Origin of the sequence: Acinetobacter courvalinii (genome assembly GCF_014635545.1) — a bacterium.
Taxonomy (GTDB): domain Bacteria; phylum Pseudomonadota; class Gammaproteobacteria; order Pseudomonadales; family Moraxellaceae; genus Acinetobacter; species Acinetobacter courvalinii.
The window spans coordinates 140,243-163,517 of the sequence record NZ_BMDA01000003.1 but is presented as its reverse complement, the minus strand read 5'-3'; the positions used below and the strand labels follow the sequence as shown (position 1 = coordinate 163,517).

The window sequence follows — 23,275 nt, the reverse complement described above, 5'->3', positions numbered from 1 at the left end:
AAAAGGCGCAAAATCTGCTTTTATTTTTTATTTATTTGGGAATTGATTATGAATAAGCAGCCATCCCCACAAAAAGATTCAAATGAAACCGTATTGGGATGGAAATTTGTCATCATTGTTGGGGTACTCAGTACCATTTTTTTAAGTTTTTTCTATTTAGCGATGACCCAAGAACCTGATTATATGCCTGGCGCGCAACGCAAGGCACAGCAACAGAAAGCGCATGCTCAGGAAGCTGCTCCGGCCAGTTCCGAAGTGGCGGAGCAATCTAAGCAGTAATCAGATCAATGAATGTCAATGACAGCTTAGACCTTTGCTGTAATCGGCATGATCATCTCAATATGAGGAATACCACATTCATCATATGCCTCGCCTTGCACTGCAAATCCAAGCTGTTCGTAAAATGAAATCGCATGCACTTGTGAGGATAAATGCAGAAATTCACGCTGCTGCTGTCGTGCATAAGCCAGAATCTCTTGCATGATCATTTGGCCAAGACCTTGCCCCCGATAAGCCTTCAGTACTGCAACTCGCCCCACACTATTATTTTTTAATAATCGTGCTGTCGCAATCGGCTGATCCTGATCATAAAGGACGAAGTGTTGTGAGATCGCATCTTGCTCATCCCACTCATCTGCTTCCGCAATGCCTTGCTCCTGAATAAAAACCAATGTCCGGATCAATTTCGCATCGTGCTGTAATTGATCCCAAATGCCCTGTTTGACTTGATACATCGTTTTCTCTGTTTTAATTAACACTTACAGCCAATATTCTCGACTGGCATCTGATCTTGCAATAACAGTTCCAGACTTTGCTTTTCAATCCCATACATCGCTTTTAAGGCTTGAATCTGCTGCATAATTTTAGCATCAGGTTGTTGTATATCTTTGCGCTTGGTCGCCAGAATCATTTTATTTTTGCTGGTATGTTCCAAAGATACAAACTCAAATACCTTGGTTTCATAACCATAGGCTTTCAGCAACAAGGCACGTAAGGTGTCTGTCAACATTTCTGCCTGCTGTCCGGCATGAATGCCAAACTGAAGCATCGGCTGTAACACCTCTGGACTTTGTAATTGTGGACGTAGCTCTTTATGACAGCACGGCGCGCACATGATCATGGATGCATTAAGACGAATCCCGGTATGAATGGCAAAATCCGTTGCAATATCACAGGCATGTAATGCAATCATCACATCCAGTTTTTCTGGTTGATAGCTCCGAACATCACCTTCAAAAAAGTCCAGGTGATTAAAACCGACCTGATCAGCCACATGCTGGCAGAACTCCACCAGATTGGAACGCAGCTCCACCCCAGTGATTAAAGGCGTCTTTTGCTGTGCTTGTAAATAATCATATAGGGCAAACGTTAAATAACCTTTACCCGAACCAAAATCGACAATATTTAATTCCTGTTGTGCAGCATCGATCTGTTCATAGGCATTCGAAAAGATCTCAATAAATTTATTAATCTGTTTCCATTTCCGTGCCATGCTAGGCACGATTTGCCCTTTTTCATCGGTAATGCCAAGATGTTTTAAGAACAGGCTTTGCTGTTGCACATAACGCTGCTTTTCACGATTATGCTGCTGTTGTTCAAGCTTGTCCGTTGCTGCCTGTTTTTTCTGGTGGGTCAACATGGCTTTCTTTTTATTTTTCTTGAGCTGAATATCTTGATTCAAGGTAAATAAATTGGCCTGTTTAGATTGTGCCAATAATTCAGCAATCTTTTCCAGCCCTTCGGTAATCGAATAGTTTTTGGTGATGTCTTGTGTCGTATGGTGATACAAACACGACAAAGTTGCCTGTCCTTGCAGTTCAATCATACGGAAAGTGATTTTCTCTAAATGTGCCAGCTCCCCTTTGTACTGACTCAGAATCAGCCGATCAAAGCTTTTATTTTCAATAGATTGCTGGATATCCAAGAAAAACTGCTGTTCCTGTTCAAAAGAAAAATTCGGCGCAAACATAATGAAAACCTGACAAATAGAAACTAAATTTTAAAGCGTCTTACTTTAAAAGGGAAATTGCATTACGATACAGTTGTATTTTTATGCAACTGATCGCTTGATGAACTCAAAAACATTGCTGGACTATGACCCCAAAGAAGAACTGATCAATGCCTATAGTCATGGGCTAGGTGCTGCCCTTGCTTTGATTGCTTCCATTTTTCTGATCGTTAAGGGCCATGCACTGCCCTTAGGCCAGTGGATGAGTTTATGGGTCTATGGCTTTAGTCTGGTACTGCTACTCAGCAGTTCCATGCTTTATCACTTTGCAGTGGATGAACGTAAACGCTACTGGTATAAAAAGCTGGATCATACTGCGATTTATTATCTGATTGCTGGCACCTATACCCCGTTTCTGAGTATTGCGATTCCCACCGCCAAAGCTCACTACCTGCTGATTGCCTTATGGATCATTGCGCTGATCGGCACCCTGTTTAAGCTGGTCTTTATTCACCGCTTCCAGAAGATTTCTCTGGCAGCCTATCTGTTGATGGGCTGGCTCGCCATTCTGGTGATGGATGATATGCAGCGTTATCTAAGCAAAGATGCGATACAACTCTTAATTGCAGGAGGATTGGCTTATACCATCGGCACATTGTTTTATGCGTTAAAAAAGGTAAGATATACCCACGCAATTTGGCATGTTTTTGTGCTATTAGGGGCAGGATTACACTTTTTAGCGATCTACTGTTATGTATTATAAGTCCTTATATAACATTCAGTTTTTCTAAGTAAAACTGCACATTCAAAAGGAATTTTTCAAGACAGTCATTAGGGCTGTTGGCGTTTCATCCATACATTGCGTGACTGGCTAAAGATACCCACTGTCGCAAGTATTGGTGAAATGTCAGTAGCCCCCATATGTTCTTGAACGAATAACATGAAGGTCTTGTATGTCGTCAAGCACTACGACTGCCACCCCGGAAGTGGCCAGCAATTCAAAAGTACGGGTATTATTTGCCAGCCTTGTCGGTACCACGATTGAGTTTTTTGACTTTTATATCTACGCCACAGCCGCTGTACTCATTTTTCCACATTTATTTTTTCCAGAAAGTAGCGATGGTGCTGCCGTTCTAAAATCACTGGCAACCTTTGCCATCGCCTTTATTGCACGCCCGATCGGTGCGGCACTGTTTGGGCATCTCGGTGACCGGATCGGCCGTAAAGCAACCTTGGTGGCTGCCTTGCTGACCATGGGTATTTCAACAGTGTGTATTGGTCTGTTACCGACTTATGCGCAGATTGGTCTTGCAGCCCCGCTCCTGCTCGCCTTATGCCGTCTAGGACAAGGTTTAGGTCTGGGTGGTGAATGGAGCGGTGCCGTCTTGCTCGCTACGGAGAATGCACCAGAAGGCAAACGTGCCTGGTATGGCATGTTCCCGCAACTCGGTGCACCGATCGGCTTTATCCTTGCCACAGGCTCATTTTTACTGCTGAATGCTTTTATGACAGAACAGGCGTTCATGACCTGGGGCTGGCGTATTCCATTTATTGCCAGTGCAATCTTGGTCTTGGTTGGCTTGTACATCCGTTTAAAGCTGCATGAAACACCGGCCTTCCAGAAAGTCTTGAATAAGCAAAAAGAAGTCAATGTTCCTTTCAAGGAAGTTATGACCAAACATTTGCCCATGTTAATCCTGGGTACCATCGCAGCCATCTGTACCTTTGTGGTGTTTTATCTCACCACGGTTTTTGCCTTGAACTGGGGCACCACCAAACTCGGTTATGCGCGCGGTGAGTTTCTGGTGTTACAACTATTCGCAACCTTATGTTTTGCTGCCTTTATTCCCCTCTCTGCGATTTTTGCAGAGAAGTTTGGCCGTAAAAACACTTCGATTGCAGTCTGTGTACTTTCTGCCTTGTTCGGACTTTGCTTTGCACCGTTATTAGGCTCAGGTAATCCACTGCTGGTGTTCTTGTTCCTGTGTATCGGTCTTGCGATTATGGGTTTAACCTATGGACCAATTGGTACCGTACTGTCAGAGATTTTTCCCATCTCGGTCCGTTATACTGGCTCTGCATTAACCTTTAATCTGGCAGGTATTTTCGGTGCCTCTTTTGCACCTTATATTGCGACCAAACTGGCTGAAAGTTATGGTCTGGGTGCAGTGGGCCTATATCTCAGCTGCGCGTCGATCCTGTCTTTAATCGCCTTTTTACTGATTCGTGAAACCAAACATGATGATGTAAATAATCAGATTTAAGCACTGAATTTCAGATGATCTGTAAATAACCGATCCAGATCATCTGAAATACCATTCAATTTATGCTGTTTTATCTTATAAAGTTGCTTTTGCAACTGCATTCTTCCAAATATTTTTTGTGCTAAAATAACCGCCTTTATTTTTTCTTAGACGATTGTGTTATGTACGCAGTGATTATCGTTGCCGTATTTTTAATCAGCTTCTTATATACCTATTTACGTGGTAAAGAGCGCTTAAAAGCATCTCGACAATTATTTGACCATTCGACATTTTTAGCGCCGATTAACATGTTTATGACGGGCTTTTCCAAATTGCCAAACCAACCTTTCTTTGATGTGGCGCAGTTCCCTGAACTCAAACCACTGCAAGATAACTGGCAGGTGATTCGCGAGGAAGCCATTCAGCTACAGAACCAGATTAAAGCCTCTGAAAAGAATAATGATGCGGGCTTTAACACCTTCTTTAAACGTGGCTGGAAACGCTTTTATCTGAAATGGTATCAAGATAGTCATCCGTCAGCACAACAACTCTGTCCCAAAACCGTAGCACTACTGGAAAGCATTCCCTCAGTGAAAGCGGCGATGTTCACCGAGCTTCCTTCCGGAAGTTACTTGGGTAAGCACCGTGATCCTTATGCGGGTTCGGTACGCTACCATCTTGGCTTGGTGACTCCGAATAGCGATGACTGCTTTATTGAGGTCGATCAGGAGCGTTATAGCTGGAGAGATGGTGAAGCCACTGTATTTGACGAGACCTTCGTGCACTGGGCTGAGAATAAGACCGATGAAACGCGCATTATCCTGTTCTGTGATATTGAACGACCAATGAAATGGGGCTGGGCACAAAAGTTCAACCACTGGTTTGGCCGTAATGTCATGTCAGCTGCAAGCTCACCCAATGATGACCAAGACAAGACCGGTTTCATCAACCGTATTTTCAAATATGGCTATGCGGTACATCATTATGGCCGTGGTTTAAAAGAACGTAATCGTCCACTGTACTACGCTTCAAAGTGGTTGTTATTTGCGATTATTATTGGCCTGATCCTGCTGCCAAGTTTTCTGTAAATCTATTGGTTTAGCCATAAAAAAAGAGATGCGATTGCATCTCTTTTTTTATTCTGAAGCGACTGCTTATTGAATCGCCTGAGCTGTTTGGGTGCCCGCAGTTTGTGCAGCAGCCGCATTCGCCGCCTGAACTGCAGTTTCACCAATTAAAGCAATCTTCGCTTTCTCTTGGCTTTTTGCAGACAATGCCGGGTTTGATGCTACAATACGATTGATGTTGGCAGAGTTCGCTGGTGCAATTGCTGCAGTTTGCAATACGATTGGACGGTTACCTGTTTCGCCTAAAGTATAGCGAATACCAGTACGCGGGCTGACCACAGTCGTCACTTCGCGCTTGACTTGCGCTTCTGCCGTGTTAGTACCTTTTGCTGCCAATACTTTATCAACAGTCGTGGTTTGTGGAGCTTCAGCTGCAAATGCAAAACCTGACACTGCAGCACTTGCCAAAATTAAAAGTTGTAATGGTTTTTTCATTGTCTTCCCGCTTTTAATGCGAATTCAATCAAGATCTGTAAGTTCAATAATGAAACTACAAAGCTGCCATTGACTCAAGTTATTTATCGTAAAAAAAGCAGAGTCCAATGCTCTGCTTTTTTATTTTAGTGCAATCTAAAAATCAGGATTTAGATTTTACCGTGACATTGCTTGTATTTTAAGCCTGAACCACATGGGCACGGCGCATTACGGCTTTCCGGTACCGGGAATGGTGCATTGTCGGTAAAGCCTTCAGTTTCTTCAGAAACCGTGACTTCTCCGGTTAAACCATCGACATCATCATGTTCAAATGAAAGACGCATTGATTCAGCCTGACGTTGTTGCTGCGCTTCAAGTTCCGCCAATTCTTCGGCTGTCGGTACATGAACACGAGATAAATCAGTCACCACATCAGACTTGATAATACCCAGCATATTCACGAATAAGTTGAAGGCTTCTTTCTTGTATTCTTGTTCAGGGTTCTTTTGTGCATAACCACGTAAATGAATCCCTTGACGTAAGTAATCCATCGCCGCCAAATGATCTTTCCAATGACGATCCAGTGAGTTCAACATGAAATGACGTTCCAGCATAGCTGCGGATTCATCTCCCATTTGCTCACGACGTTGGCGATAACGGGTAATCACTTCATCTGCAATACGCTCAATCAGACCTTCCTCGTCTAAACGGCGATCTTGGTCTAACCATTGTTGTACCGGTAACTCGATTCCCAAGTCAGACTGTAATGCCCCTTCCAGACCTTCAATATCCCATTGGTCATGAATCGACTCTGGTGGAATAAAGTTGGCAATTAGGCCTTTCACCACTTCGTGATGCATTTCTTCGATATAGTCTTGTAGCGTACTTTCTGCCAGAACTTCATCACGTTGCGAATAGATGATCTTACGTTGTTCGTTGTTCACGTCATCGTACTTCAACAGGTTCTTACGAATATCGAAGTTACGAGCCTCAACTTTACGTTGTGCATTTTCAATCGAACGGCTGACCATCTTGTGCTCAATCGCTTCGCTTTCTTGCAAGCCCATGGCACGCATCATGGCAACTACACGGTCACCCGCGAAGATACGCATCAAATCATCTTCAAGCGACAGATAGAAACGAGATACACCCGGGTCACCCTGACGACCTGCACGACCACGCAACTGGTTGTCAATACGACGTGATTCATGACGCTCAGAACCAATGATATGCAGACCGCCAGAACTTAACACGTCTTCGTGATCTTTTTCCCATTGGGCCTGTAAACGCGCTTCATCTTCAGGTGTCGCATTTTCAATTTTGGCAAGCTTGGCTTTCCAGTTACCACCCAGCAAAATATCGGTACCACGGCCCGCCATGTTAGTTGCGATCGTCACCGCATTCGGACTACCTGCTTGCGCAATAATATCTGCTTCACGCTCATGCTGTTTCGCATTCAGGACTTCATGATGAATACCAGCCTGTAATAACTTGGCAGATAAAATTTCACTGGCTTCAATCGTCGCGGTACCGATCAGGATCGGTGCAACGCCCTGCTGACGAATCTTGGTAATTTCTTCAATAATCGCGGTATATTTACCATTACGGTTTAAATAGATCAAATCGTTATGATCGACACGGACCATTGGACGGTGGGTTGGAATAATCACCACATCCAGACCATAAATTTCTTTCATTTCCGAAGCTTCAGTATCGGCAGTACCGGTCATACCTGACAGCTTTTTATACAGACGGAAATAGTTCTGGAAAGTTGTGGTTGCCAGTGTCTGGTTTTCCGGCTGAATTTCCATGTTTTCTTTGGCTTCAACCGCTTGATGCAAACCTTCTGACCAACGACGACCCGGCATGGTACGACCCGTGCTCTCATCGACAATAATCACTTCTTCTTTTTGCGTCTGCGGATTGATACCAATAATGTAATGTACATTCTTCTGGTACAAATAGTGCGCACGGATTGCCGCAGTCACATGGTGAACCAGATTCAGGTTGGTTGCTGAATACAGGCTTTCACCTTCAGCCAACAGTCCCATTTCAATCAGTTTCTGTTCAACCGTTTCATAACCGATTTCAGTCATTTCTACTGAACGCTGCTTTTCATCCACCCAGAAATGTCCACCATCTGCCACTTTTTCTTCTTTCTGTGGACGTAATGTTGGCGGAATACTGTTGATCAGCTGGTATAACTGAGATGAGTCTTCGCTTTGACCAGAAATGATCAATGGTGTACGCGCCTCATCAATCAGGATCGAATCGACCTCATCGATGATGGCATAGCTTAAGCCGCGTTGTTTTTTCTCTTGTAACGAGAACACCATGTTGTCGCGCAGATAATCGAAACCAAATTCGTTGTTGGTCCCGTAAGTAATATCGGCCGTATAGGCTTGTGCCTTTTCATCAGGCATCTGCATGGAGTAAATCACCCCAATGCTCAAGCCTAAAAATTCGAATAAAGGACGGTTTAACTCGGCATCACGCTGCGCCAAGTAATCGTTTACGGTAATGACGTGAACGCCTTGACCACTCAATGCATTGAGATAACACGCCAAAGTACCCATCAGGGTTTTACCTTCACCGGTACGCATCTCGGCAATTTTACCTTCGTGCAAGGTAATACCACCAATTAACTGTACATCGTAGTGACGCATGCCCATGACACGTTTTGCCGCTTCACGGCAGACAGCAAATGCTTCTGGCAATAATTTATCTAAATTTTCGCCATTACTAAAACGTTGTTTGAATTCTGGAGTTTTTGCAGAGAGGTCTGCATCGTTAAGAGCAGATATCGTCGGTTCAAGCGCATTAATTTGTTCAACAATTTTACGCATGCGTTTGAGCTCGCGCTCATTTTTTGTACCGAAGATACCTCCGATCAGACTTGCCAACATGAATAAACTCTCTAATCCTGTTTGTTATAAGGTTCGTCAATAACAACAAACCCTAGGTCGGTTAATTTTTTCTTAGCTGTTATTATGGAGTCAGAAATAAGAACTACAAGTGCTTTGCATCCAAACAGGTAAAAAAATCTGCGAGGCGATTCTGACATCACACCAGTAAAGATGCGTTAATGTAGCAAATTTGCCTTAAACTTACATCGACCTGAATGTGAATTTCCGATCATTTTTTAACAAGATCCCTAAGAGATATCTCAAAAGTTCATAACAAAATACAAAAACAATAATTTTATTTATAAAGTGAATGCTGCATATTGAATAGAGAAACGACATAGAAAAAAGTATAGAGGACTAATCATGACATTACGTTTAGGCGATACCGCGCCAAATTTCCAGCAAGAATCAAGCGAAGGTAATATTGATTTTTATGACTTTTTGGACGATAGCTGGGGTATTCTGTTTTCCCATCCAGCAGATTATACACCGGTCTGTACCACCGAACTGGGTTATACCGCCAAACTGAAAGATGAATTTGACAAGCGTGGTGTTAAAGCCATTGCCCTTTCAGTGGATGATGTTGAATCGCATAAAGGCTGGATTCAGGATATTAACGAAACCCAGAATACCACGGTGAATTTCCCCATCATTGCCGATAAAGACCGAAAAGTGTCTGAACTTTATGGATTTATTCATCCCAATGCCAGTGAAACCTTAACCGTTCGCTCATTGGTCATTATTGACCCAAATAAAAAAGTACGTTTGATCATTACTTATCCAGCATCAACAGGCCGTAATTTTAATGAAGTTTTACGCGTGGTCGACTCACTGCAACTTACCGACAACCATAAAGTCGCGACACCCGCAAACTGGCAACAAGGCGAAGATGTGGTGATTGTGCCGTCATTAAAGGATGAGGAAGAAATCAAACAACGCTTCCCGAAAGGCTATAAAGCCGTCAAACCGTATTTGAGAATCACGCCCCAGCCTGAGTGAGGATCAAACGAGCAACGCTCGTTCCGAAACGCAAGGTGAACAGCTATGCTGTGAGCTAAGAGATTGAAGCCGATTAAAGGCTTCAAGCGAAGCGCAAGACAAACGAAGTGCGTAGCCATAAAGACCAGCAACGCTCATTCCTGAGAAGCGACTAAAGCTTCGCAAGATCGCAGTGCAAGACAAAATATCAAGCCTATCTCAGCGATAGGCTTTTTTCGGTCTGATTCAAATTTGTTTTGGTATTTCTGAATCGATACGTTATAAAAATAATTCGATCCGGAACACAATAAAAATCATCATGATCTATAACATCCATCACCTGCATTGTGGCAGCTTTTGCCCTGTCTGTGCGCCTTTATTTGGACAAAAAGGCTGGAAAGCCCATCTGGTCTGTCACTGTTTATTAATTGAAACTGATCGGGGATTGGTATTGGTTGATACCGGCTTGGGCCTGCAAGACTATTTACATACCGAACAGCGCCTTGGCAGTTTGCTGACACAATTTGGTTCGATCGTGCCGAACTTGAAACTCAGTGCCATTCAACAGATTCAGCAACTCGGCTTTAGTCCCAATGAGGTAAAACATATTTTTGTGAGCCATCTGGATTTTGACCATGCAGGCGGCATCTCTGATTTTCCCCATGCAACCGTGCATGTGCTGGCCTCTGAATTTAATGCAACCCAGACTTTATCTGGCAAAGGCAAACTACGTTATAAAACCGCGCAGTTTAAACAGCATCGACATTGGAGCTTTGCAGAACATAGCGATGGTGAAGAATGGTTTAATCTCCAGCGCGTAAAAGGCCTCCCGTTGTTTCAGGATGAAATTTTAATGGTGCCGTTGCTCGGACATACACTTGGACACACTGGCATTGCAATAAAAAAACAGGACGGCTGGATTCTGTTCTGTGGGGATGCCTACTTTTCTCATCTGGAACTCAATCCTAAACATAAACTCAGAGCGCTCGATCTTACCGAACGTTTATTGGCTGAAGATAACCAGCAGCGTTTGCATAACCTGAAACGCTTACAATCTCTGGCTCAACATGAACCCAAGATTGAGTTAATTTGTGCACACGATCCCGTTGAATTCAGTCGCTATCAAGCTATCTTATGAAAAAAACACTCATCGCACTTACAGTCACTTCCTGCCTCAGTATCGGTGGCTGTATGAAACATCCAGGTCTGGATAATGAACAACGCCCTGAAAATTGGGGAACACTGATCTCACACACCCATAATTTTTATCAGATCAGCAGTGATGTATTTCGTAGCGAACAGCCGAGCAATCAGTTAATTCCAAGCTTAAAACAGTACAATATTGATACGGTGATCAACCTTCGTGCACGCAATGACGATGCCAAGGTGCTTAAAGATCAGCCCTTTAATCTGGTCCATATCCCGATTTATACCTGGGCGATCAATCGCGAAGACTTATTACAAGCGATGCGTGCCATTCAAACTGCCAAACAGAACAATCAAAAAGTGTTAATCCATTGCTATCATGGTTCAGACCGTACAGGTGCGACCATTGCCATGTACCGCATTATTTTTGAACACTGGTCGATTGAAGATGCGGTAAAAGAAATGAAACAAGGTGGCTATGGTTTTCATGTAATCTGGAAGAATATCGAGCATTTGCTGAGCCCTGAAAATGTAAAATGGATTCAACAGCAACTGTCGAATCCATCTTCATAGCATCCCATCAAAAGGGTTTCATTTAACGCTGGTCGAGTGGCACCCAGTCAATTACCCAGGCTGATTTCATATTCAGACTATCATCAGTGGTAATTTTCTTACGGGTCGTATCCGCAGTATCACGATCTTTGGCTGGGCCAACCATGATCCGAATACCTTTAGAGGTCGGGCTAGTTGTTACCTTATAGCCTTTAGCACGTAATTTCGATACCACGGCATCTGCATTGGCCTGATTAGCGGCCAGTGCCACTTGTACCATCCATTTCTTATCGCCATTTTCCATCAGATCACGGGCTTTTTCAGCTTCGGCTTTCTTTTCAGCTTCTGCCTTACGCTTATCTTCAGCAGCTTTCTTGTCTGCTTCGGCCTTACGTTTATCTTCAGCGGCTTTCTTATCAGCCTCTGCCTTACGTTTGTCTTCCGCGGCTTTTTTGTCTGCTTCAGCTTTACGTTTATCTTCGGCAGCTTTTTTATCCGCTTCTGCTTTACGCTTGTCTTCAGCAGCTTTCTTGTCTGCTTCTGCTTTACGTTTGTCTTCCGCAGCTTTGCGATCAGCTTCCGCTTTCTTTGCTGCTTCTGCTTTACGTTTATCTTCCGCTAGCTTTTTATCAGCATCAGTCGTCTTTTGCTGGTCTACTTTTAACTGTTCCGCTCGCTTCTTTTCATCCGCTTTGCGTTTGTCTTCAGCCAGTCGTTTTGCCTTGGCTTTTTCATCTTCAACCAGTTCAGGTGGAATATTGTCTGAACTTTCCTGTGCAGCGGTACGGCGAGCATTGATCGCTGCGTATTCTTCTGCGGCTTTACGCGCTGCTGCTGCTTCTGCCTGCTGCTGCATTTTTAAAAATTCAGCTGCACGTGCCTCTTGTTCAGCAACTGCTTTTTCACGAGAGCGACGTTGTTCTTCAAGCAAACGTTTTTCTGTTTCAACATCAACCGCTAAAGGTTGTAATGAAACCATTTCACTCTCTTGGGCAGGCTGAGCAGTTTTTGGCTTAGTGGCTGTTTTGGGAATAGGATGAGTAACGGTAGCTTGCGTATGATCTTGCTCTATTTCTTCATTACCTTTAAGAAGCAGTGCGGCCAATAAAACACCACCTCCTAATAGAACAACGCCACCCATCCAACGTTGTTTGTTATTCATCGACATTCTTCTAAATACTCCCAGACCGCTTCTAAAGTATGAAACGAACCACAGACTAAAATCAGCTGATTGTTATTACCTTGTTTCAGCACAGTTTCAAACGCTTGCTGGATACTGCCGAACTCATGGACCTGTTGCCCTTGCAATGCATCTTGAATCTGTTGCACTGGTGCGGCTCTAGGCACATCTAAATTAGCAATAAACCAATCTTTTACTGTTGTTTTTAGTAAATCAGTGACAGATGGAATGTCTTTATCTGCCAACATTGAAAATACTGCAACAACTTCTGTGTACTGTTTATTGTATTTTAGGAATTTTCGCAACTGCTTCAACAAAAATTCGACACCATGGGCATTGTGCCCCGCATCAAAAATAACGGTTCTATCCTGAATTTGTCTGATTTCAAAACGGCCTTGTAGGCGTGCCTGCTGAATACCCGTTGCGATGGCTTGTTGTGAAATGTCTATTCCACTCACCAGTACAGCAGCAACCGCAGTTGAAATATTATCCAAAGCCAGCTGACCAACAGGAAGCTTTAAGGTGCTACCAGAAGATGCAAATGACCAGGTTTGCCCATCTTCATCCAGCTGATAGAAATAATCTTGATTAAGTGTATATAACTGGGCTTGTGTTTCAGCCACCTTATCTTGAATGGCTTGTGGAAGTTGCTGTTGTCCGGCAAAAACCACCGGAATATTCGGACGAATAATCCCTGCTTTCTCGAAAGCAATTTTTTCGACCGTATCACCGAGCCAGTCGACATGATCTAAACCAATATTGGTAATCACAGCAACATCCGGATCAATCACATTGACCACATCAAGACGACCACCCAGACCGACTTCAAGTACCCAGACATCACATTGTTGCTGTTTAAAAATGACAAAAGCAGCCAAAGTGGTTGCTTCAAAAAAAGAAAGGCTTAATCCACATTCACGGCGAACCTGATCGACCTGTACAAAAGCATCTATCAGACGCTGATCATCTACCTCGGCACCCGCCAGTTTTACCCGCTCGTTAAAACGGTAAATATGCGGTGACTGATACAGGCCCACCTTATAACCCTGCGCATTTAAAATTGCAGCTAAAGTTGTCGTGGTTGAGCCTTTACCATTCGTACCTGCGACAGTAAATACTTTCGCCTCAGGGTGGATCACACCCAGCTTTTCAGCCACAGGAATAACGCGTTCTAAACCTAAATCAATGCCTGTAACATGAACATGGCCCCAATAATCGAGCCATGTTGTTAATGTATCCGTTGAATGTGGAGCGTGCGGTTTCAAGGTAAGTTCATCAGTTTTGCAACAAGTCTGTATACAGTATCACGTAATGCATGACGATGAACAATTTGATCGACCACACCATGATCAAGCAAATATTCTGCACGCTGGAACGGTTCTTCCAGTTTCTCACGTACGGTTTGTTCAATCACACGCTTACCGGCAAAGCCAATCATCGCCTTCGGTTCAGCGATATGCACATCACCTAACATGGCCAATGAAGCTGTTACACCACCATAAACCGGATGAGTTAACACCACCACATAAGGCACACGTGCTTCTTTCATTTTCTGGATGGCTGCTGCAGTACGCGCCATTTGCATCAAGGACAACATACCTTCCTGCATACGTGCACCGCCTGAGGCTGCAAAACAGATCATCGGCTGGTGTAAAGCAATGGCACGTTCAGCCGCCTGAACAAAACGGTCGCCCACAACTGTACCCATTGAACCGCCCATGAAATCAAAATCAAAAGCACAGGCAACAAGGTCTAAACCTTTAAGCGAACCTTGCATTACCACAAGTGCTTCTGTCTCACCCGTTTTGTCTTGCGCTTCGCGCATACGATCTGGATACGGTTTGCTATCCACAAACTTTAATGGATCTTTGGCATTAAATTCCTGACCTAACTCACCATTGACCTGATCAAAGAACCAGTTCAGACGATCACGCGCACGCATACGCAGGTGCTCATCACACTGAGGACAGACATAGGCATTAAATGACATGGCAGTACGTGTCACCAGTGCATGGCACTCAGGACATTCAATCGTAGGCTCAGTAAAGGTCGCTTTAAACGTTTGCTGTTGATCTGCCACCTGAATACCAGGAACATGACGCTCAGTCCAAGGGGTTGAAGGGTTAAGAACCTTCCCTGATGTTAACTCTTGACTCATACTAACTCATCGAGCGCAGCTCGAAGCTCCTTCACTTTATTCACCGTCTGTTGCGCAGCTTGATCTGCTGGCAATGTCGCAAAAGATTTAACGAAAGCACTTCCCACAATCACGGCATCGGCAACCTGACCCATCGCTTTGGCAGACGCTGCATCACTAATTCCGAAACCAACACCGACTGGTACACTGGTTTTAGATTTAATTTTTGCAATACGCGCTGCTGCTTCAGCAGTATCTAGGGTTGCTGCACCAGTCACACCTTTGAGTGACACGTAGTAGACAAAACCACTTGCCTGATTGACCACATGTTGAATACGCTGGTCGGTTGAGGTTGGCGCAAGCAAGAAAATCTGATCCATTCCATTTTGTTTAAGAACTTCACCTAATTGCTGAGATGCTTCAGGTGGTAAGTCCACCAGAAGTACGCCATCAACACCACAGTCTTTCGCATAAGTCACAAACTTTTCATAACCAATCACTTCAACAGGATTTAAATAGCCCATTAAAACAACCGGTGTCGTTTGATCTTTTTCGCGAAAAGCTTTCACCATATCCAATGCATCTAAAGTATTGGTTCCACCTGCCAGAGCACGCTCAGCTGCCAAAGCAATTACAGGACCATCTGCCATCGGGTCAGAGAACGGAAGACCCAGTTCAATAACATCAACCCCTGCCTCAACCATTTGATGAAGCAATGGAACAGTGACTTGTGGATGCGGGTCACCTGCCATTACATAAGAAACAAGCGCTTTACGTTGCTGAGATTTAAGCTGTTCAAAACGAGTGGCAAGACGTGACATAGGATTATGCTTTCCTGATTTATATAAATTAAGGAGTTGTTTGTGGTCATTTAAAAACACTGCATTGTAACGCTATTTTTTGTTCATTGAACAGAGTTTGACGTGAATGCGACAGCGAATCCTGCGACTTACAACTCCCCTGCTACATTTATCTATATTTTGAGTTTTTTCTCAATGATCAAAGATTCCTAATTTCAGGCTGATCGCTTAGCATTTTAGAATTTCGCCAAGCTCCTTTATACTAGCCGCAATTTTTAAGTTTCCTTTTTATTTTATGTCTGCCCACTCTCCCGAAAAAGTACAAAGCAATGCCCTTGCTTTGCTGCCGCTATTGGTATTTTTGATCATCTTTCTTGGGAGTGGTCTTTATCATTCAATGATCGGAACTGAATTTGCCTTTTATCAGGTCAAGGCACCTGTGGCTGCAATACCTGCGGTGATTCTCGCCCTTCTGCTGTATAAACAGAAACTCAATACAGCGATTGAAGAATTCCTGCAAGGTGCCAGTCACCCGAATCTGATTCTGATGTTTATGGTGTTTATGCTGGCAGGTGCCTTTGCCAGTGTTTCCAGTGCCATTGGCAGCGTCGATGCGACGGTACAGCTAGGACTTTCGCTTATTTCGCCAGAATTTGTCTTACCCATGCTGTTTATCATTGCCGCCTTTATTGCCACCGCAATGGGTACCTCGATGGGTACCATTGCAGCCTGTGCACCAATTGCGTTTGGTTTTGCTCAAGCGACTGATATTGCACCTGTCTATGCCATTGGTGCGGTGGTTGGTGGTGCCATGTTTGGCGATAACCTGTCCATGATCTCGGATACCACCATTGCAGCTACCCGTAGCCAGAATGTCGAACTCAGAGATAAATTTCGGGTCAATGTCTGGATTGCACTTCCCGCAGCCATCATCACCTTAATGGTTTATATTTCCATGAGCCATCAGGCAGAAGCCATTCAATCCAAGCCTTATGATCTCTGGCTGATTCTGCCTTATCTGGCGGTGTTCTTTCTTGCTTTTACCCGTCTGCATGTTTTGGCAGTGCTGATGATCGGCGTGATTTTATCAGGTCTGATGGGGCTGCTTGAAAAACCGGATTTTGATGTACTCAAGCTGAACAGTGCGATTTATGATGGCTTTGTCGGCATGTTTGAGGTGGCATTACTTTCCATGTTGCTGGGTGGATTGTCCGCCCTGATGCAAAAACAAGGCGGATTGCAGTGGCTGATTCAACGCATCTATGCGATTACCCGCCTATTTAAATTCGGTAAACAGCGTGCTGGTGAATTCGGTATTAGTTTTCTGGTGGTCTTCTCGAATCTATTTGTGGCCAACAATACCGTTGCGATTATTTTATCGGGAGATATGGCCCGTGAAGTGGCCAAAGAATATGGCGTAGATCCTAAACGAAGTGCAGCTTTACTGGATATTTTTTCTTGTGTGGTTCAAGGCATGATTCCTTATGGAGCGCAGTTACTACTTGCCTGTTCAATTGCCAAACTTTCTCCGATTGAATTGATTGGCAATATCTACTATTGCTGGATTCTTGCGATTTGTGCGGTGCTTGCCATTGTCTTTAATTATCCGCGTTTAAAAAAATCATAGAAGATTTGAATTACTACTCAAATCCCACTCTCAATAACGCTTCAATTTAGACAAGAATCTACTATCGTGGTAGGCGACATGGATGTCGCCCGTTGGACTAGCCTTGCGCTGCATTTCAAAGCAGGGCTTTAAAATTTGCTCAGGATGTAGCGTCAGTCCAACAGAGGATTTTCCTTACTTTTCATCCCTGAAAAGTAAGGAAAATATCAAACCCATTTGTTTGTTTAAAAATTAAACTACCTTAGCTAAGCACTTATTAATTAAAAGTTTGATCTAAAATCTACAGAGATTTTAAGAACTGCTTAGGCGTAACGCCTGTCCAACGCTTAAACGCCCGTCCAAACGCACTCTGATCCGCATAATTTAGCCGCTCCGCAATCTCAGACAAAGACTTACCTTGTTGCAGATACAGCTTGCTCTGTTCTAGACGATACTGATCCAGCACATCCTGAAAATTTAATTCATAAGCCTTCAACTGACGTTGAAGTGTCCGTTCCGAACAATGCAGACGCTTCGCCACATAGCTTTGCAATACTTCTTCCTGCTGCACTAAGCCCTGTTCAATCAGGCTATGGATTTTCTGTTTAAACTGCTGTTGCTGAACCTCAAAAGAGCTGACACTGTTCAATGAATGCTGTGCCTGAGTAGACAAGACCTGATTCAACTGCTGGTCTGCCGCAATACTTTTTGCCTTTAAAACCTGATTGGAAAAGCGGATCGCATATTGGCCCTGCTGAATCTGAATCGGACAACCATAGAATTTTTCAAAATGATACAGTGCTGTATGCGGGGCATAACCAAACTGGATCATCTGCGGTGGCACTAGAGCATCCTGCACAATCGATTGCGCGATTTTAAAAATCAAGGCTAGATTCAGCTCATACATTTCCCGATAGTCGCAATAAGATGCGCCCCAGACAATCTGGATATAATCAGGAAACTGCTGGACATCGAGCTGTTCCAGATTGGTTTGTTTAAACACCAGCGAGTAGTATCGTTGTAAGAGTTGAAGTGCCTGCTGGAGATCCATACTGGTTGAGGCCAGATAACCCATCAAGCCCAAATCCTGCAAATTGGCATGTTCAGCCAAAACTAAAGTAATCGGACGGGTGAAGTGTGCTTGAGCTGCCTGTAACAATAACGCATAACGTTCGACATCAAAGTCACGCTCATCCGGATTTTCCAGACAGGCCTGAAAGGTTTGCCAAAGTTCAGGTGTAACAACTTTAGACAAATCAATTTGTTCCTGTTGCAAAACGCGATTCAACAAACGTAAATATCCAATGATTATTTTAACAGACATGGGCCAATCTCATCCTGAGCTGTCGTTATTTGTATAAAAATTGGCTGTAACTGTCAAAACATTTCATCGGACTTTTTCCATACTGGCTACATGAAGAAAAACAAGGAATAGCAAAGATGAATGCACATGTTTCCTATCAAGTTGATCCCGTGGTCAGAACCAAACTGGACTTCCATCTCGAGCAGGCACCCCGCTTCTGGTTCGGTGGCGACCCATTCCGTACCCGTATGTTTGATGCTTTAAGCCTGACTTTCCCCGATGGCGAGCGCTACTTTATTGAATGTGTCCGTTTATTCCGTGACAAAATTGATGATCCAGACTTGCAGGACCGTGTCGCTGATTTTATTCGGCAGGAAGCACAGCATGGTATCGCGCATGACAAAATGAACCAGATCATGAAAGATCAGGGTATGCCTGTGGAGCAGTTCACCACCCGTTTAAAGAAAATCTTTCGCTTTGAACTGAAGAATCGCTCTCCCCAATACAATATTGCCATGACCGCAGCTGCCGAGCATTTAACCGCACTGATGGCAGATACCTTCTATAGTAAAAAAGAAACCTTGGCAGAAGCCGATCCTTTTGTACGTGCGCTGTTTGCCTGGCATGCGATTGAGGAAATGGAACATCGCGATGTAGCATTTGATGTGATGCGTGAAGTCGGTGAAGTCCCAGAAGCAACCCGTCGCTTTGCCTTGGTCTTTACCACAGTGATGATGTTTGGTTTTACCCTGTATCGTACCGATGTGATGCTCAAAACCGATGGTTTTAGCTTAAGACAACGTTTTGATATGGCGCGTAAAGGCTTACCTTGGTTCTTTGGTCGTAACGGTATTTTGACTGCGAAAAGAGCGCAATATAGTGACTGGTTTAAAAAGGACTTCCATCCAAATCAACATCCGGTGATTCGCCAGTATGATGTCTGGATTGATACTTTGGCTAAAACCAATGATCCGATTGCTGCAGGTGAAGCGTTCTGGCAAGCGGGATTATGATCCAAGTTCAGATTTTGCCGTGTTGATCATATTGATGGATTACTTTTATTAGATATACGCACACTGTTTGCTTACAAGCAGAAGAAGCTTCACATTTTTTCTCACCCTTCAACACCTGAGCACTTTCTTAGCTTAACCGACAAGAAAGTGCTTTTGTCCTTCTCTAAGATATCTTTCGCTAATGAGAATTATATAATTTAGAATTTTTTTTAGCTTAGCAGAACTTAATCGTAACTTCTTATAATTATTAAAAGACGATTTTTTAACTACAAACTTATCAGCGATATTAACGAGTACAGCAAGAATTCAAATACAAGAAATTACTACTCCTCTACTCTCAAAACAAAATCCTGATTAAAATCTTTTAAGCCCTCCCTGATCGTCCCGGAAATATTTATCTTATAAATACCAGACTTCATGGGTGTACCCTCAATCTTGGTCATAGCATGCGGGGCAGATTCGTTTACACCATGACCTGATGAAACTATCAAGCCACCGTTTTGATCTATATTTGTTACTACAAGAAAAGTATCCTCGATGACAGCATATTCCTTCATCTTTATTTCTGCATAATAAGGACTTCCGACTTTTGCAGCTGGAATTTCTTTGGTCAAAAAAATATCATTATTGATATTAGAGCAGCCTGACAAAAGTAAAAAAAGGACGACGACAAGCTTAAATCGCCCCAAAAACTGTTGAGCTAAGGCTGAGTTTGAAAATTGAATAGATACCAAACGGTTCTGTACAGTTAGCCCAAATTTATCTAAAGAATTAAATATATTTAACATCATGCTTTCATATTCAAATTTTTCTCTTTTCATTTCATATTTTATATCAACCAGAAAAGTTCCTATAAAGACTCAATAAGCTAAAAATAGTTAGCCAACATTATGCTTATTCAAGCGATTAAATTAAACAGCATCACCACTTCGCATAATGCTGTTCTAACAAACCATATTGATTATCTAATGCCACCAATTCCACCTGTTCATGGGCAATCGTCCCACTGACTTTAGCCTGCCATTGATTAAACTGGCTACCAATTAAACGCAGATTAATATTTTCAAAACGGCACCAGCCTGTTTCCACCACCAGATTTAAACATCCCCCCAAAGAACGAATCGACCAGGTATTTTCATTCTTTTGCTCGAATAAAACATCTGTCAGCGGATACAAACGCCCATTCACCCATAAGGCATTTTCATTACCAAAACTTTCATTGACGCCTGATGCCAGATTGATACCAATACGGCGATCTTGCGCATCACGGAACTGGCAAGACAACCAGAACCAGGCCGTCTCAGGGCGCAGAAAACCACAGGTATCATCCAAAGTCGCAAGACTATGGGCATTAAATTCAATCTTTTGCTGGGCTGGGCTGATAAAAAAGCCCTCAACCGCCAGTGTGGTCTGCTTCTGGGTATAGGTCCAGCCATTAATTCCGGTCGGGCTACATAAACTCAAGGCGTCGGTCCCTGCACAAAAAATTCGGGCTTTTAGCTGGATTTCACCATGTTTGCTGACCTGAATATAACGCACGCCATTGGCATGCTGCATATCAAATTGATAGGCTGATTTTTTGAACGAACTTTGACTAAATAACGGCTGCTCATCCAATTGTGTTTTGAATGCCAAAGGTTGAATCGCATTCCACTCAATCACTTTTTTAGTCTGGTGATCATAAATATAAAAGAACGCATGCCCAGCCCAGGATAGGTCGACAATTGCCACACCAATGCTGTAATGCTCATGTTGCAAACCGCAGAATTTAAATTTTTTATATTTCAGTTGCTTGCGCCAGCCGGTTAATACCTGTCCATAAGGCGTTTTATAAATATAATCATCCAGATTAATTCTTGAGGGTACCTGATCAAAACGTCCATAACGTGGCTGACCATTGGTTTGTATCAAATCCATTCTTTCATTCCATGAGTACGGGTTTGCACTGCTTCAATCATAAAGCTTAAGGGGACAAATTTGCTAATCGTTTTATCTGTAAAACTGATGACTTTGCCATAGTTCTTAGCGCTCAATCCAAGTGCTTGCCAAATGATTCTAGCTCATAATTTCATCAAACATTCATACAGAAGTTTTATTTTTGAAAACAATCCTATACCACCCGATCAAAAACAATGATGACCCAACAATTATTAAAAGCCAAAGTTCTCTGTCTGATGATGCTGGCTTTAACGGCCTGTAATGATCATGACGATAATGATGGAACGCCAACGGTTGAACGCAAAAACCAAAATATCAACATTCTTGCGTTCAATGATTTTCACGGTAATCTTGAACCGCCCAAACGCTTTATAGAAGCAGATGACCCAAATGACAGTAGCAAAACGGTACGTATTCCTGTCGGTGGCGTCAGTTATTTTGCCGATGCGATTAAAAAATTACGCGCGCAATATCCAAATAATGCGGTCGTTTCGGCAGGTGACCTGATTAGTGCTTCCCCACTGACCTCATCCCTGTTTCTGGATGAGCCGACCATTGAAACCATGAATGATATTCAGATCGATTTTAACGCAGTCGGCAATCATGAGTTTGACCGTGGCACAGATGAATTACGTCGCTTGCAAAATGGTGGCTGTCAGCAATATACCAGTACCAAACCCTGCCAGATCAATCCAAAATTTGAGGGTGCCAAGTTTAACTTCCTGGCTGCCAATGTTTCAATGAAGGCTGATCCCAACAAAACCCTGTTCCCCGCCTATAAAGTCAAAAGCTATGGTGGCATTCCGGTGGCCTTTATCGGCATGACCCTGAAAGCGACACCCAGCATTGTCTCAGCTGCGGGTATTAAAGACGTTAACTTTAATGATGAAGCCGATACGGTCAATGCCTTGATTCCAGAGTTAAAGAAACAAGGTATTGAAGCGATTGTGGTGGTAGTACATGAAGGCGTCGCACCAAGTACCAAATTTAATAAGAAAACTTGTGATGGCCTTAGCGGTCCATTACTCGGTATCCTCGATCGCCTAGATCCTGCAGTTGATGTGGTGGTTTCTGGACATACCCATCAATCTTATATTTGTGATTACTCGACCAAGAATCCGCAAAAACCGTTCCTGCTCACCTCTGCCGGACAATACGGTACCGCCATTACCAATATTCAATTAGAACTGGATGGCAAAACAGGTGATGTGATTAAGAAAGATGCCAAACAGGTTCCGATTCAAAGTGAAGCCTATACCTCGGGCTCAACCACAGTGAACTTGACGGATCTATATGAGAAATTTAATAAAACCCCAAGCATTGAAGCCATTCTGGATAAATATCGTCAAGCCGTGACCAGCATTTCAGCCCGTGTCGTCGGTACCGCGGATGGTGTGATTAATCGTAATGCCACCGAAAGTGGTGAAAGTGCTCTGGGTAATTTAATTGCCGATGCCCAACAGGCCATGGCACTCACTGCAAGTAATCAAGGTTCTGACTTTACCCTGATGAATCCGGGCGGTGTACGCGCCGATTTACTGGTCAATACCAATAATCAGATCACCTTTGGTGATGTCTTTACCGTGCAGCCATTTGGCAACTCGATTGTGACCCTGAGTCTGACAGGCAAACAGATTCGTGATGTACTAGAGCAACAATGGTCAGGCGCCAATGCAGCCACGGTACGTATCTTGCAGCCGTCTAAAGAGTTAAGTTATACCTATAAGAAAGATGCATCGAGTTCACCACGCGCCAGCAATATCGTGGTTGCAGGACAAGCGCTGGATGATAACAAGGTTTACCGTGTAACCGTAAACAGCTTCCTTGCCGATGGTGGTGATAACTTCACGGTATTAAAACAAGGTAAAAATCCTGTCGGTGGTGGGCAAGATATTGATGCACTGGAACAATATGTGGCTCAGCATTCACCACTGACCGCACCTAAAACCGATCGAATCAAAGTCACACCTTAATCACATCATAA

Annotated in this window: 21 protein-coding genes; 10 read left to right on the top strand and 11 right to left on the bottom strand. The window is 43.5% G+C overall.

Annotated elements, in window-relative coordinates; genetic code table 11:
- Positions 1-48 precede the first annotated feature (48 nt).
- Complete coding sequence (locus IEV39_RS12960) at positions 49-279, top strand: hypothetical protein (RefSeq protein ID WP_005288911.1); 231 nt, start codon at positions 49-51, stop codon at positions 277-279.
- 26 nt (positions 280-305) lie between these two features.
- On the opposite strand, the gene IEV39_RS12955 is transcribed toward IEV39_RS12960, so the two are convergent.
- Both IEV39_RS12955 and IEV39_RS12950 read right to left on the bottom strand, forming a co-directional pair.
- Positions 306-734, bottom strand: a complete 429-nt coding sequence (locus IEV39_RS12955; RefSeq protein WP_005288914.1) for a GNAT family N-acetyltransferase — start codon at positions 732-734, stop codon at positions 306-308.
- A 17-nt stretch (positions 735-751) separates the two neighbouring features.
- Positions 752-1,969, bottom strand: coding sequence for a class I SAM-dependent methyltransferase (locus IEV39_RS12950; RefSeq protein ID WP_005288917.1), 1,218 nt, complete (start codon positions 1,967-1,969; stop codon positions 752-754).
- A 100-nt stretch (positions 1,970-2,069) separates the two neighbouring features.
- On the opposite strand from IEV39_RS12950, the gene trhA reads away from it, so the two are divergent.
- The 3 genes from trhA to lpxO all read left to right on the top strand — a co-directional run bounded on the left by trhA (position 2,070) and on the right by lpxO (position 5,279).
- Complete coding sequence (gene trhA / locus IEV39_RS12945) at positions 2,070-2,711, top strand: PAQR family membrane homeostasis protein TrhA (RefSeq protein ID WP_005288921.1); 642 nt, start codon at positions 2,070-2,072, stop codon at positions 2,709-2,711.
- A gap of 190 nt (positions 2,712-2,901) precedes the next feature.
- Complete coding sequence (locus IEV39_RS12940; protein WP_005226915.1) at positions 2,902-4,212, top strand: MFS transporter; 1,311 nt, start codon at positions 2,902-2,904, stop codon at positions 4,210-4,212.
- A gap of 161 nt (positions 4,213-4,373) precedes the next feature.
- Complete coding sequence (gene lpxO / locus IEV39_RS12935) at positions 4,374-5,279, top strand: lipid A hydroxylase LpxO (RefSeq protein ID WP_005226913.1); 906 nt, start codon at positions 4,374-4,376, stop codon at positions 5,277-5,279.
- Between the two features lie 66 nt (positions 5,280-5,345).
- On the opposite strand, the gene IEV39_RS12930 is transcribed toward lpxO, so the two are convergent.
- Entirely contained in the window at positions 5,346-5,753 is a 408-nt protein-coding gene (locus IEV39_RS12930) for a hypothetical protein (RefSeq protein ID WP_005288925.1), read from the bottom strand.
- Positions 5,754-5,902: 149 nt separating this feature from the next.
- Positions 5,903-8,638: a preprotein translocase subunit SecA gene (gene secA, locus IEV39_RS12925; protein WP_005288927.1), complete on the bottom strand. Its 2,736-nt coding sequence runs from the start codon at positions 8,636-8,638 to the stop codon at positions 5,903-5,905.
- Between the two features lie 363 nt (positions 8,639-9,001).
- Between secA and IEV39_RS12920 the strand changes: the two genes are divergently transcribed.
- The 3 genes from IEV39_RS12920 (at position 9,002) to IEV39_RS12910 (ending at position 11,335) form a co-directional block, all read left to right on the top strand.
- Positions 9,002-9,637 carry a peroxiredoxin gene (locus tag IEV39_RS12920; RefSeq protein WP_005288930.1) on the top strand — a complete coding sequence of 212 codons (636 nt, stop codon included), beginning with the start codon at positions 9,002-9,004 and terminating at the stop codon, positions 9,635-9,637.
- 298 nt (positions 9,638-9,935) lie between these two features.
- A complete protein-coding gene (locus tag IEV39_RS12915; protein WP_005288933.1) occupies positions 9,936-10,754 on the top strand; it encodes an MBL fold metallo-hydrolase in 819 nt (272 codons plus the stop codon).
- Positions 10,751-11,335 carry a dual specificity protein phosphatase family protein gene (locus IEV39_RS12910; protein WP_005288936.1) on the top strand — a complete coding sequence of 195 codons (585 nt, stop codon included), beginning with the start codon at positions 10,751-10,753 and terminating at the stop codon, positions 11,333-11,335. The genes IEV39_RS12915 and IEV39_RS12910 overlap by 4 nt, the downstream gene beginning before the upstream one ends.
- A 22-nt stretch (positions 11,336-11,357) precedes the next feature.
- Here IEV39_RS12910 and IEV39_RS12905 read toward each other — a convergent pair whose 3' ends face one another.
- From IEV39_RS12905 to trpA, 4 genes are read right to left on the bottom strand one after another with little or no spacing between them, the layout of a single operon-like run.
- Positions 11,358-12,482, bottom strand: a complete 1,125-nt coding sequence (locus IEV39_RS12905; RefSeq protein WP_005288938.1) for an SPOR domain-containing protein — start codon at positions 12,480-12,482, stop codon at positions 11,358-11,360.
- Positions 12,473-13,759, bottom strand: coding sequence for a bifunctional tetrahydrofolate synthase/dihydrofolate synthase (gene folC / locus IEV39_RS12900; RefSeq protein WP_005288941.1), 1,287 nt, complete (start codon positions 13,757-13,759; stop codon positions 12,473-12,475). The genes IEV39_RS12905 and folC overlap by 10 nt, the downstream gene beginning before the upstream one ends.
- Positions 13,756-14,652 carry an acetyl-CoA carboxylase, carboxyltransferase subunit beta gene (accD, locus tag IEV39_RS12895; protein WP_004775442.1) on the bottom strand — a complete coding sequence of 299 codons (897 nt, stop codon included), beginning with the start codon at positions 14,650-14,652 and terminating at the stop codon, positions 13,756-13,758. The genes folC and accD overlap by 4 nt, the downstream gene beginning before the upstream one ends.
- Positions 14,649-15,452 (bottom strand): tryptophan synthase subunit alpha, encoded by an 804-nt coding sequence (gene trpA / locus IEV39_RS12890; RefSeq protein WP_005226895.1) that lies wholly within the window; start codon positions 15,450-15,452, stop codon positions 14,649-14,651. The genes accD and trpA overlap by 4 nt, the downstream gene beginning before the upstream one ends.
- Before the next feature lie 274 nt (positions 15,453-15,726).
- Here trpA and IEV39_RS12885 point away from each other — a divergent pair, with 274 nt between their 5' ends.
- Entirely contained in the window at positions 15,727-17,058 is a 1,332-nt protein-coding gene (locus IEV39_RS12885; protein ID WP_005288944.1) for a Na+/H+ antiporter NhaC family protein, read from the top strand.
- A 280-nt stretch (positions 17,059-17,338) separates the two neighbouring features.
- Here IEV39_RS12885 and IEV39_RS12880 read toward each other — a convergent pair whose 3' ends face one another.
- Positions 17,339-18,361, bottom strand: a complete 1,023-nt coding sequence (locus IEV39_RS12880; protein WP_005288946.1) for an AraC family transcriptional regulator — start codon at positions 18,359-18,361, stop codon at positions 17,339-17,341.
- A gap of 116 nt (positions 18,362-18,477) precedes the next feature.
- Here IEV39_RS12880 and IEV39_RS12875 point away from each other — a divergent pair, with 116 nt between their 5' ends.
- On the top strand, positions 18,478-19,353 hold the full coding sequence (locus IEV39_RS12875) for a metal-dependent hydrolase (protein ID WP_005288948.1): 876 nt from the start codon (positions 18,478-18,480) through the stop codon (positions 19,351-19,353).
- A 323-nt stretch (positions 19,354-19,676) separates the two neighbouring features.
- Here the strand turns inward: IEV39_RS12875 and IEV39_RS18525 are convergent, their stop codons facing one another.
- On the bottom strand, positions 19,677-20,174 hold the full coding sequence (locus IEV39_RS18525) for a hypothetical protein (RefSeq protein WP_005288951.1): 498 nt from the start codon (positions 20,172-20,174) through the stop codon (positions 19,677-19,679).
- Between the two features lie 100 nt (positions 20,175-20,274).
- Positions 20,275-21,270: a DUF2804 domain-containing protein gene (locus IEV39_RS12865; protein ID WP_005288954.1), complete on the bottom strand. Its 996-nt coding sequence runs from the start codon at positions 21,268-21,270 to the stop codon at positions 20,275-20,277.
- A 215-nt stretch (positions 21,271-21,485) separates the two neighbouring features.
- Between IEV39_RS12865 and IEV39_RS12860 the strand changes: the two genes are divergently transcribed.
- A complete protein-coding gene (locus IEV39_RS12860; protein WP_005288956.1) occupies positions 21,486-23,264 on the top strand; it encodes a bifunctional metallophosphatase/5'-nucleotidase in 1,779 nt (592 codons plus the stop codon).
- Positions 23,265-23,275: the final 11 nt, after the last annotated feature.